At 44.5% G+C, this 12,656-nt stretch carries 8 protein-coding genes; 5 read left to right on the forward strand and 3 right to left on the reverse strand.

Translation table 11 applies throughout. The features are described 5' to 3' along the window. Window positions 1-5: 5 nt before the first annotated feature. Both putA and VIA_RS08010 read right to left on the reverse strand, forming a co-directional pair. The gene (gene putA, locus VIA_RS08005; RefSeq protein ID WP_004412312.1) at window positions 6-3,125 is read right to left on the reverse strand and encodes a bifunctional proline dehydrogenase/L-glutamate gamma-semialdehyde dehydrogenase PutA; all 3,120 of its coding nucleotides are present in this window, start codon (window positions 3,123-3,125) and stop codon (window positions 6-8) included. A gap of 186 nt (window positions 3,126-3,311) precedes the next feature. Further along, on the reverse strand, window positions 3,312-4,127 hold the full coding sequence (locus VIA_RS08010; RefSeq protein ID WP_004412313.1) for an AraC family transcriptional regulator: 816 nt from the start codon (window positions 4,125-4,127) through the stop codon (window positions 3,312-3,314). A gap of 497 nt (window positions 4,128-4,624) precedes the next feature. Here VIA_RS08010 and VIA_RS08015 point away from each other — a divergent pair, with 497 nt between their 5' ends. Then, window positions 4,625-5,722 carry a PEGA domain-containing protein gene (locus VIA_RS08015; RefSeq protein ID WP_004412314.1) on the forward strand — a complete coding sequence of 366 codons (1,098 nt, stop codon included), beginning with the start codon at window positions 4,625-4,627 and terminating at the stop codon, window positions 5,720-5,722. 141 nt (window positions 5,723-5,863) lie between these two features. After that, the gene (locus VIA_RS08020; RefSeq protein ID WP_004412315.1) at window positions 5,864-7,687 is read left to right on the forward strand and encodes a formylglycine-generating enzyme family protein; all 1,824 of its coding nucleotides are present in this window, start codon (window positions 5,864-5,866) and stop codon (window positions 7,685-7,687) included. Window positions 7,688-7,764: 77 nt separating this feature from the next. On the opposite strand, the gene pdxH is transcribed toward VIA_RS08020, so the two are convergent. Further along, window positions 7,765-8,400: a pyridoxamine 5'-phosphate oxidase gene (pdxH, locus tag VIA_RS08025; RefSeq protein WP_004412316.1), complete on the reverse strand. Its 636-nt coding sequence runs from the start codon at window positions 8,398-8,400 to the stop codon at window positions 7,765-7,767. Between the two features lie 216 nt (window positions 8,401-8,616). Here pdxH and VIA_RS08030 point away from each other — a divergent pair, with 216 nt between their 5' ends. From VIA_RS08030 to VIA_RS08040, 3 genes are all read left to right on the forward strand, one after another. After that, window positions 8,617-10,008: an HlyD family type I secretion periplasmic adaptor subunit gene (locus tag VIA_RS08030; protein ID WP_004412317.1), complete on the forward strand. Its 1,392-nt coding sequence runs from the start codon at window positions 8,617-8,619 to the stop codon at window positions 10,006-10,008. A 76-nt stretch (window positions 10,009-10,084) separates the two neighbouring features. After that, complete coding sequence (locus VIA_RS08035) at window positions 10,085-10,735, forward strand: transglutaminase-like cysteine peptidase (RefSeq protein WP_412774842.1); 651 nt, start codon at window positions 10,085-10,087, stop codon at window positions 10,733-10,735. Between the two features lie 5 nt (window positions 10,736-10,740). Next, window positions 10,741-12,651 carry a bifunctional diguanylate cyclase/phosphodiesterase gene (locus VIA_RS08040; protein ID WP_004412319.1) on the forward strand — a complete coding sequence of 637 codons (1,911 nt, stop codon included), beginning with the start codon at window positions 10,741-10,743 and terminating at the stop codon, window positions 12,649-12,651. The last annotated feature ends 5 nt before the right edge of the window (window positions 12,652-12,656 follow it).

The raw sequence follows: 12,656 nt of genomic DNA on the forward strand, positions 1-12,656 counted from the left end.
ACTAATTAAGAAAACTGCATTTGAGTAAAACGGTATAAATAATGAGGACCACCTGCTTTTGGTCCCGTTCCAGAAAGTCCCTGTCCACCAAACGGTTGAACACCGACCACCGCACCAACTTGGTCTCGGTTGATATAGCAGTTACCTACTCGAGCGTGCTTTTCAATCCAGCGATAAGTGGTTTCATTGCGGCTATGAATGCCCATTGTTAGACCAAAGCCCGTGTTGTTTATCTGCTCAACGATTTGCGTCAGCTCACTAGCTTTGAATCGAACGATATGGAGAATAGGACCAAACTGCTCTTCTTTAAGGCATGAAATATCACGGATTTCAAACGCTGTTGGTGCAACAAAATCGCCATTGTCATGCTCTTCTGTCAGTGTCAACTGAGCCACTTTTTTCTCGCTGCTTGTCATCGATTCAATATGCGCCAACAGTTTCGCTTTTGCCGTTGCATCGATTACTGGCCCAACATCCGTCGAATGCAGATAAGGCTTGCCAACACTCAGTTCCTGCATCGCCCCTTGAATCAAAGTGACAATGCGATCTGCGATATCTTCTTGCACATACAACACGCGGAGTGCACTACAACGCTGGCCTGCAGATGCAAATGCAGAGCGAATGACGTCACGAACTACCTGCTCTGGCAACGCGGTACTATCAACGATCATCGCGTTCTGACCACCGGTTTCAGCAATAAACGGTACTGGCGCTGCATCACGCTCAGCTAAGGTTTGATTGATTCGCTGCGCTGTCGCTGTTGAACCCGTAAACGCTACGCCAGCAATTGCCGAATGGGATGTCAATGCAGAACCAATTTCTGCGCCGCGCCCGGTAAGTAGCTGGATGCTACCTGCAGGGAAACCTGCGTCTAACATCAATTCTACGGCGCGAGCCGCAATCAGCGTCGTTTGCTCAGCAGGTTTTGCCACAACAGTATTACCTGCAACAAGCGCTGCTGAGACTTGACCTAAGAAAATCGCCAGCGGGAAGTTCCATGGGCTAATACACACAAACACACCACGCCCTTGACGTGACACATTGCGTTGCTGTCCATCAAAGCCAGTGACTGGCAATGAACCAAGTGCATCCACTTGTTTTGCGTAGTAACGACAGAAGTCGACCGCTTCACGCACTTCATCAATGCTGTCATGAATCGTCTTACCCGCTTCTTGGTGACACAGCGCAACAAGCTCAGCTAAGTGTTCTTCAAGAAGATCCGCTAGCACGTCTAGTTTTTCAGCGCGAGTCTGTGATGGTGTATTGCTCCAATCGGCGAAAGCAGCCTCTGCACCGTCAATCGCTTCGGAAACATGATCAAGGGTAGAAAAAGCCACCTGGCCAACATTAATACGGCGATCATAAGGTGCCGTTACTGGCTCTACATTCAAGTTTGCCTTGATCATGCTTTCGGCGTGGAACTGACCATTGATGATAGGACCTGCAGTCCATTGTTTATCAAGGAAGCTCTCTACTTCATGTTCAAATGGCTTTGCTTCACTTTCGATGTCAACGTTGACGCCAACCGAATTTTTACGCTCAGGGAAAACCGCTGGAGGTAATGGAATCTGAGCATTATTTAGCGTATCGAATGCATTTAGCATATCGACTGGGTGCTCAGTTAGGGTATCTACCGGGCAACGAGCATCGACCAAACGGTGGACAAACGAGCTGTTTGCACCGTTTTCCAAAAGGCGACGAACAAGGTATGGCAACAGATCTTTATGGCTACCAACTGGCGCATAAATACGTACAGATTGCTGGTATGCTTCCATTGCATGGTTATAAAGTGAATCCCCCATGCCGTGTAGGCGTTGGAACTCAAATTCTTTGTGAGCCGCCATCACAGCGATCGACGTCACTGTCTGGGCATTATGACTCGCAAACTGCGGGAAGATATTTCCGCGCACATTTTCACTCAGTAGGAAACGAGCACAGGCTAGATAAGCAACATCGGTTGCTTCTTTGCGAGTATAAACTGGGTAATCGCTGTAGCCAGCTTGTTGTGACCACTTAATTTCACTATCCCAGTACGCACCTTTTACCAGACGCAGCGGGATCATATCGCCCTGCTGTTTCGCCAAGCCATTCAGCCAAACCAAAACAGGCAAGGCGCGCTTTGAGTACGCTTGGACAACTAAACCAAACTTACCCCAGCCTTGAACAAGCTCGCTACGGTATACCTTCTCAAACAACTTCAAAGATAGCTCTAAGCGATCAACTTCCTCAGCGTCGATCGTAATCGCGACATCCAGCTCTACCGCTCGGCGCAGTAACTGCTGCAATGTATCGTATAGCTCAGTCAGTACACGTTGCTCATTCGCCACTTCATAGCGAGGGTGAAGAGCAGATAGCTTAATAGAAACCGATGGGGCTGGACTCTTGTCTTGTGCATAATCATCCCGACCGACAGCTTCAATGGCCATCAAGTAATCTTTGAAGTACTTGTTCGCGTCTGCTGTGGTTAGAGCCGCTTCACCCAGCATATCGTATGAGTATGTGAAGCCTTTATCACGCATTGCGCGACCGTTCTTTTGCGCTTCAGCAATGCTACGGCCCAAGACAAATTGGTGACCCATCACCTTCATTGCTTGGTGCATCGCTTTACGAATCACTGGCTCAGACATCTTGTTAACTAAGCGATTTACTGCACTGGCTGGGCTTTGAGATTCGTTTTCAGACAAACCCACCACTTTACCTGTCAGCATCAGTCCCCAAGTCGAGGCGTTAACAAACACAGAGTCAGAGTTTTTCAGGTGTGACTTCCAATCGGCAACCGTCAGTTTGTCACGGATAAGCGCATCTGCGGTTGCAGAGTCTGGAATTCGCATTAACGCTTCTGCCAGACACATTAGCAAAATACCTTCTTGGGTATCCAAGCTGTATTCCAATAGCAAGGCATCAATCATTTGGATTGATTTTTTGTCCGCTCGAATGACTTCGATTAAGCGAGTGGTTTTATCCGCAATCTGAACTTTTTCGTCTTCGGTCGGTACGGCTAGTGGCAGAAGTTGTTCAAGCCATTGTGATTCGTCCACCATATAAAGTGGCGAGATCAACGACCAGAGTTCATTAAGCGGTTGCTCAACAAACTCAGCGTTTAACACATCAGTCGCTGTAAACATGCGTTTTCCTCAATCTCACACCTGAAATCATTTCAGGTTTCTACAATGGCTTGCAGTGTATTTTGAGCTTGAGAAGATTACTTGTCAAAAACTCCGAGCTTTTTGCTAAAAACTCTGATTATTAACAAAACAAAAACAGAGTCACACTCAAATAGGCAATATATTATATGGTTAACGTTATACAATTTAACCGAATTGTTTCTTATAGTGAGAGGGAGACATCCCTTGGAGACGAGAAAAGGTATGAGTGAAAGTACTTTGCCCAGAGAAACCGGTGAACTCAGCGACCTGACCTAAAGTGAGATTACCTTGTTCAATGAGGTTCTTAGCCATATCGATGCGCTTACCTAATACATACTGATGAGGGGTAATGCCCATTTGGTCTTTAAACAGAGAGTGGAACTGGCTTTCACCTAAGAAAATGCTACCCGCGAGCTGAGTCACTGAAATTTTCTGACTCAAGTGTTGCTCTATATAACGATCAATCGCCTCAAGGTCGAAACGCGATTCCTTACGCACAGTTTCAAAAGCCGACATATGTCGCTGTAGCAATGCCACTACCGTATCGTTACAGGCACGACTTAGAAGCAAATCATCCGGGCTCGATTGCATTTCAGCCACTAACATTTGAATCAGTTTTTGAATCTGGCCGTCGAGCTGAAAATAGGTTTCTTTTTGATTAAGTTCATTTAGACGCTGAAGCATCAAAGGATCATCAGATGTCGCTAACGGCATGTTAAGTACCAGTATGTCCGACTGGCCTACTACTCCGCCAAATGCATGACCACTTCCTGAGGTTACCACGCACCCTTGACCAGGCCCGACCAAATTACCATAGCCACTAACTTCAAACTCAGCCTGTCCCTTTAGGCCAATCACGACTTGCGTGTAATTATGGTCATGGCATTCCATATAAGATGGCAGCGTCACTAATTGAGCCGGACGAGGCGACAATTCTTTGGCAGGTTTTTGCTCATCTAGTGATTTTGGCGATGGTGACATAACAGAACACGATAAATTGGGTCTCAGATATAGTTATGTTATACCAAAAGTGAAGTAACTCGAAATTCAGAAATAAATCAGCAGCTATTTACTACTAACCATCACTGAAAGCTCTTATGCAACCTCGAGCCCAAGTGCTGAAAAAAGCATCATTTTAGTATTCGGAAGAATGATCAAGCGCACATAAATTACGGCTTATGTCACTTCTATTCACTTTACTTAATCTCGATCCCCATTCTTTACTTGCATATTTCGTCAATGGGCAACAGAATCAGTATAGCTATGTGAGATTTATCTTTAGATCAGATAGTCTTAGCCGTAAAAATTCTCATCATTCATTTGAGAGAGATGGAAAAAATAGACCCTTTTGAGGCACTGAAGACAGGGAGTGTCAAAAGTTTGTCTTTTTCCCTTTACTAAACGTGCATACGATGGATATGTGCACTTAGTTAAATTTTTTACAGGTAATTTAAACGTTATATAGTTTGCAGGGAATTATGATCACACGTCGCATTCCAGCGCTTTTGCTTGCGCTAAGCCCGGTTTGGGTTACTACTTCGACTTTCGCAGAAGAATCTGTTCAAGCAGATCCAGTCGCTGAAATCGAGAATAAATTAGAAAATAAAGAAGCAGAAATCAGCACTATGGCGTCAGAGTATGACTCTGAAGCCGACCGTCTGCAGCAGCTTCAAAACGAAAACAGTAAACTTAAGCGCAGTGAACAAGAGCTAAACGCTAAACGTAATCGCACCAAATCTGCATTAGATAAGCAGTATGGTCGTCTTTTAGATGACCCAGACATTGACTTAGTCTCTTTCCAAAAGGCTTATCAAGACGCTTGGTCTGAAGTAAAAGAGAATCAGTCTGAGATGCTTGAGAACCAACAAGCAATGACTGAAAGCACAATGCGTTTGTCACAAGTTAAGCAGAAACAGACTCGCCTAAACAGCGAATACTCTTACCTTAAAGAGCAAAAAGTTGAAGCGCGCGTTAAACGACTTGAAGCAGAGCTACGTGAAAGTGATGTCCTAGAAACAAGCTATAAAACAACTTGTTCAGCGACAATGACGTTAGGCGAATGTACTAGCCAAGGTCAGTACTTAACCAAGCAGAAAGCAGTAAAAGCGTTTAAAGCGAAGTTAATGGATAACTTAACTGAGTCGAACATTGCCAAGCAAAACGCTAAAGGTGTTCAACTGAACGTTCACGTTCAAGAGAGCCAAGTGATTCGCTCAGGCTTTGAAGGTAACAACAGCTACTTCACGCAAATGCAATCTCAGCTTCAAGCACGCCCTGAAGCCTCTGCAGCGTGTAAGCTACTTAATGTTTCTACGCGCTACTGCCTGAAAGGCAGCGAAGCCGCAACGACTAAGAAGCAAGATAAAAACTGGGTAAACGTTACGGTTCGTTCAGACCAATACGAAGATAATGTCGTTATCAACGGCATTAACTACGGTAGCACGCCAGTAGAGGTTGTGTTGCCACGTGGTAAACACCAAGTGACAGTATCCAAAAACGGTTACCAAACATACAATCGCACCATCACTGTAATGGCTAACGATACAGTTTGGGTTAAGCTACGTCCAAGTGGCTAACCGTTGAAATATCAACCGGTTTCACAAAGATGAGCTAAAAACGCCACTTTATCTTAAGTTAGTTAACGATAACTTAAGACAAAGTGGCGTTTTCGTTTAGAATGTACCGATTAACCAGTAAGAAGATGTAGAAGAAAATCAATGCGCCTAGGTTTATCTGCCCTTTTGTTAGCATTATCTCCATGTTTATTTTCGCCTATCGTTATGGCGGAAGATACAACAATGTCGATCACTGCTATCGATGACCAATTGTTCTCCAAGCACGATGAGCTACGTAACGCTCAAAATGCGTTAAAAGAACAACAAAGCGTCGTTGACGAAAAATCTGACCAGCTTAACGCTCTAGAAAGAGATACCCGAGCTCTAGATAAGACGTTCTCAAAAGCTAAATCCTATCTTGAAGATACCTACAACAAACTCGATACTGACCCAAGTGCAGATATCATTCGAGCACAGAAAAGCTATCAAGAAGCGTGGTCTAGTGTAAAACAGAATCAGAAATCTCGTCTTGCGGCAGAACAGTCGCTAACAGAAGCTCAAGCCAACTATGATTCGCAACAACGAGACGTTGACGCAATCACTAAGGCAATTGCTGTTTTACAAAGTGACAAAACGCATGCTCGCGTTGAGCAGCTAAGAGAAGAGCTCAAGCAGCCTCAGCAACTATCAATCAGCTTTACTAACCGCTGTGACTCTTCGTTGACTCTCGCTCAGTGTGATAAACAAACTCAAGCGCTTGCGCTGCAAAAAGCCGTTAAGCAATATCGTAGTGAATTGGTAAACCAAGTTTCAGAGCCTCGTTTAGTTGAACGTAACATTCACGACGCTTCTCTGAATATTCATATCATCAAACACACAACAACAAGCAGCGGTTTCTATGATGGCGAACGTTACCGCACGCTCATGGACGTCGAACTCGAAGCGCGCCCAAGTGAAAAAACAGCGTGTGAGTTACTCGGTGTCGATACTCAACACTGTTTTGAGCCTGGTATTTTCGATACAGAACCTCAATTCGAGCAAGAAATCGCGTGGGTAACGCTGGCTATTCGTTCAAATGTCTACGGTGATAGCGTTACCATCGACGGTGTAAGCTACGGCAGCACTCCAGTCGAAGTGATGCTTCCAATCGGGATTCACAACGTAATGGTCCAAAAAGAAGGCTACAAAATCTTCAATAAGCCAGTTACGGTGAAAACAGACTCGTCATTACGCGCTAACCTAATTGAGAAATCAAACCCTCTCAATGCTGGAGATAAGTTTGCCGACGGTATGAAAGCCCAAGGTAAAGGCCCACAGTTAGTCGCCGTCTTAAATGGCACTTACTACATTGGTGAGAATGCATCCAATCAAGTTCACCTTGATCATGCTTTCGGCTTTGGCATTACCCCAGTAACGGTGAGTCAGTTTGCAACATTCGTTGAACAAACGGATTATCAAACGGATGCGGAACTGAAAAACACGTGTACCGCTTTAATTAAAGGCGAAGTAACCCCAGTCGAAAATAGTCACTGGCGCGACCCTGGCTTTAAACAATACCCGAATTCTCCTGTCGTTTGTGTTAGCCAAAATGACGCTAAAGCCTATACCAACTGGTTACGCAAACAAACAGGTGCCCCATACCGCTTACCGACCGAAGACGAATGGGAAATTGCGGTACGTGCAGGAAGCCTAACCAAATACTGGTGGGGTAACGATTTCGTACCGGGTGAAGCAAATACCGGCTGGAGTGGAACCCCTTGGTCGAATGCTAGCACGTCCCCTGTTAGCGCCTTCAAGCCTAATCAACTGGGTATTTATGATGGCGTAGGTAACGTTTGGCAATGGACTAGCAACCCACAAGGTATTGCAAAAGGCGGTGCATGGAACTTCTCGCCAGAGATGGCAGCGGCAGATAAGCAGCTCTTCCTATCTCGCTCTTCTGCAGCTAACTACTTGGGCTTTAGAGTCGTGAGAGACATTCAATAAGAGAGAGTGAGGCAACTCCTTTCCATCATGCCCCTTAATCTAGAAACAAAAACGCCGCTGAATTCAGCGGCGTTTTTTTATGGAGCTAAGCGGTCAATATGCCATTCATCTTGCTCTCTAGAAAATAGGAATCGGTCATGAAGACGATGTTCACCACCTTGCCAAAACTCAATGCTTTCAGGTCGGATACGATAGCCTCCCCAAAAACTTGGTACTGGGATTTCACCTTTTTCAAATTTCTGCTTAAGCTCCAAAAACTTCCCTTCCAGAACCCCTCTTGCAGAGATTCGGCTACTTTGCTTGCTAGCAATTGCCGCAAGTTGGCTAGCCTTCGGGCGAGAAGAAAAGTACTTCATATTTTCTACAGCAGATAACTTCTCAGCGACACCGGTAATATGCACTTGTCGCTCCAGAGGATGCCAAGGGAAATGAAGGCTCACTTTCGCATTACCTTCAATCTGCTGCGCTTTACGGCTGCCTAAATTGGTATAAAAGACAAAACCCTGCTTATCGACATCTTTTAGCAACACGATACGTTGGTATGGCTGGCCTGTAGCATCCACTGTAGCTACAGTCATTGCCGTCGGATCTACCATCTTCGCTTCGATTGCCTGTTTTAACCACAAATCAAACTGCGAAATTGGGTCAGCCAACAAATCTTTTCTTCGCAAGCCACTTTTAGTGTATTCGCGACGAATATCTTCAAGCTCCATCTTTTATTTCTCCTCAGCGAAATTTTTTTGAAGATTGTGCGCTCTTAATTAAAAGAACTCAAGTTCAGTTACATATTTGTCGGTCATTTGATAACCAACAGAGATAAAAAGATGAGGATATATCATTTAACCCTGCTATTCTTACAGCAAATCCTTAACATTTTGTTAGATGAGTAATAAAATCAATAAAATAAAGCCAATTTTCGAGGAACACCCATGAGCAAAAGCAGTTATGACAAACTCACTCCCAACGAGTTGGAGTATGTCGATGACAAAACTGCCGCATTACTACTCAATACGCCTAATAGTGCTCGAATTATGCTATGGGTAATGGTGTTATTTTTCATCCTCGCTGGCGTCTGGGCGTCATGGGCTGAAATCGACAAAGTAACCGTCGGACAAGGAAAAGTCGTTCCCTCTTCTCAAATCCAGGTAGTACAGAACCTAGAAGGCGGTTTGGTTAAAGAAATACTTGTGCGAGAGGGCCAAAATGTAACCAAGGGTCAGCAATTACTACTGATCGATGATACGCGTTTCCGCTCTGATTATCGTGAACGTGAGCAGCAAGTAGCTAACCTGACTGCAAGCGTTTTGCAGTTATCCGCTTCCCTTACCAGTGTTGAAATCAATGAAGACTTTGATGAAACCAACTGGCACGACAACGTTAAGCTTAACTTTAACAAGCTTGCTTTCCCGCCTGTACTTGATGAACAGCAACCGAATCTGGTCGCACGACAGCGTGCAGAGTACCGTCAAGATTTGAACAAATTGCGTAACCAAATTTCGCTTATCGACCAGCAAGTAAAGCAGAAGCAACAAGATCTTGTTGAGATCAAAGCTCGCGTGCGTAACTTAAGAGATGGCTATAACTTTGCGAAAAAAGAACTAGAAATCACTCGTCCTCTTGCTGAAGAGGGAATCGTGCCTAGAATCGAATTGCTTAAATTGCAACGACAGGTCAATGATACTCGTCGTGAACTCACATCCAGTGAACTAAAAAGGCCAGTCCTCGAATCAGCAATACGTGAAGCGATGCTTAGTCGCATCGATACTGCGCAAAAATTCCGCTCCGAGCAGCAAGAAAAACTCAACCAAGCACAGGACAAACTTTCTTCTTTAACCGAGTCAACCGTCGGCTTAGAAGACCGAGTTAATCGTACTATTGTCACATCTCCTGTTACGGGCACGGTAAAGACACTCAACGTCAATACCGTTGGTGGCGTTATACAACCGGGGATGGATATCGTTGAAATTGTCCCAAGCGAAGACACGCTGTTGGTTGAAGCTAAGATAGCGCCGCAAGACATTGCGTTCTTACGCCCAGACCTACAAACCATTGTTAAATTTAGCGCCTATGACTTTACAAAATATGGTGGTTTGGAAGGGACACTTGAGCACATCAGCGCCGATACCACGACGGACGAAGAAGGAAACAGTTTCTACTTAGTCCGAGTAAGAACAAAAGAAACCAGCTTAGACAAAGATAACTCATTACCCATTATTCCGGGTATGACAGCATCTGTGGATATAATAACAGGTAAACGTACCATCTTAGAGTACCTACTAAAACCAATCCTCAGTGCTCAAAACAATGCATTAAAGGAATAGCATTCATGAACAGTTCACGACGATCAACAGCAAAGGAACAGCTCGCGTGAAAGGGAGCCACTGGCTAACGCCGGTAATAGCACTTTCACTGCTATTACTTTCATCTACTGCGTCATTCGCCCTCAACACTCAAGAGCAGCGATGGGTTGACGCGGTCAAAAGAACGTATGGAGATCGTGCTGGGAAACGTGTGCAAACTTGGCGAAATGAAATGTCTCAGTACAAGTCACTTTCCGAGCGAGACAAACTAACCAAAGTGAATAATTTCTTTAACCAACTCTACTTTGTTAACGATATTAAACTTTGGGGGAAGAACGATTACTGGGCAACACCACTCGAGTTTTTGGGCAGTAATGCTGGCGACTGTGAAGACTTCACCATTGCCAAATACTTCTCTCTACTTGAACTCGGTGTCTCTGATCGAAAACTTCGTCTGGTATACGTTAAAGCCATCGAATTAAATCAGTTTCACATGGTACTGGCTTACTACTCAAAACCGAGTGCAGAGCCAATACTATTAGATAACATTAATCCTCAAATTAAGAAGGCATCAGCTCGCCGAGATTTGTTACCGATATACAGTTTTAACGGTAAAAACCTCTGGTTGATGAAATCTAAAAAAGGACAACTTGCAGGGAAGTCATCAAGATTAAGTCTATGGAATGACCTTCGTGCCCGCGAGAAATCGCTTAAGTTAAACAAACCAAAAATTAATTATGATGAGTAGGCAATATGACTCTATATAAACAACTTGTCGCGGGAATGATTGCGGTTATTTTGATGCTGTTGATCTCAGTGTTTATCATTGAGTTCAATACCACGAGAAGTAACCTCATTCAGCAGCAACGCTCTGAAGTGAACAATACCATCAATACGGTCGGCTTAGCACTTGCACCTTACCTAGAGGACAAAGATCAAGTCGCTGTTGAATCGGTGATCAATGCACTTTTTGATGGTAGTAGCTATTCTATTGTTCGTCTGATTTTCCTTGATACTGGAGACGAGATTTTACGCTCCTACCCTATCAAGCCAACAAACGTACCGAAATGGTTCACTCAGCTAAATCTATTTGAAAAGATCCACGATCGACGTGTTGTGACCAGTGGATGGATGCAGCTTGCCGAAGTTGAAATCGTAAGTCACCCTGGGGATGCCTACACCCAGTTGTGGCTCGCGTTTGAGCGCCTAGTCATTGCATTCTGTCTTATCATGTTGATTGGTTTACTCTCGATTTCTTTCATCCTTAAGCGCGCACTGCGTCCATTGCAGCTTATCGTCGATAAAATGGAGCAAGTGGCTCGCAATCAGTTTGGCGATCCTTTACCTCGCCCTGCAACTCAAGATCTGATTTATGTGGTTGATGGTATCAACAGTATGTCAGCTCAGTTGGAGAAATCCTTTAAGGCTCAAGCTAAAGAAGCACAGCAATTGCGTGAGCGTGCTTACATCGATCCCGTCTCTCAGCTTGGAAACCGTGCTTACTACATGAGTCAGCTTAACTCTTGGATTGGTGAAGGCGGTATTGGTGGCGTTGCTATTCTCGAAGCCAGCTTCATTCGAGAGCTTTATGATGATAAAGGCTACGAAGCTGGCGACGGTATGGTTCGCGAACTTGCCGATCACCTTAAAGTATCACTGACGGCACCTAACGTGACGTTAGCACGTATCTCTACTGAAGAATTTGGCTTTATTCTCCCTAACATGGAAGATTCTGAGCTTAAACTGGTAGCAGAAAGCATCGTCACCTATGTGCAAGATATCAATGCTGACCCGACGGGTATGGCAACATCGAACTTAGCGCTAGGTGTGGTTTATAGCAAATCTTCTACTAGCTCCACGTCATTACTAACTATGTTGGATAATGCACTCGCCACGGCTAAATCTAATCCTGAAATCACCTACGGCTACGTAACAGGCGAAAGCAGCGACAGTCTAATGGGTAAACAACAGTGGAAGAACTTGGTCGAAGAAGCAATCAGTAACGACTGGTTCAGTTTCCGCTTCCAGGCAGCGAATAATAGCTGGGGTCAGCCATATCACCGCGAAGTATTCTCTGCGATTGAAAAAGATGGCGAACGTTACAGTGCAAATCAATACTTGTTCGCTTTAGAGCAACTTAACGCCAGTCACTTGTTTGATGAATACGTTATTGAAGCGATCGTGAAACGTTTAGAGTCCGGAGAGTTTAAAGAACCGATAGCCATTAACATCGCTCAGAGCAGTATCTCTCAACCAAGCTTTATTCGTTGGGTGACACAGTTGCTGAATAAACACAGCTCTGTGGCCTCGTTGCTGCATTTTGAGATCCCAGAAAACTGCTTTATTAATTCGCCTCACCACACTGCCCTTTTCTGTAATGCGGTGAGAAATGCGGGTGCAGATTTTGGCGTCGATAACTATGGCCGCAACTTCCAGTCTCTTGACTACATTAACGAGTTCCGCCCTGCGTATGTTAAGTTAGACTACTTGTACACTCACCATCTTGATGATGAGAAACAGAAATTCACACTAACGTCGATTTCTCGTACCGCACATAACTTAGGTATTAAAACAATTGCATCTCGTGTTGAAACTCAGACTCAGCTTGATTTCTTGTCTGAGCATTTCATTGACGTCTTCCAAGGCTTCATCGTAGATAAATAACAACT

The sequence above is a fragment of the Vibrio orientalis CIP 102891 = ATCC 33934 genome, assembly GCF_000176235.1.
GTDB classification, from domain to species: Bacteria; Pseudomonadota; Gammaproteobacteria; order Enterobacterales; family Vibrionaceae; genus Vibrio; species Vibrio orientalis.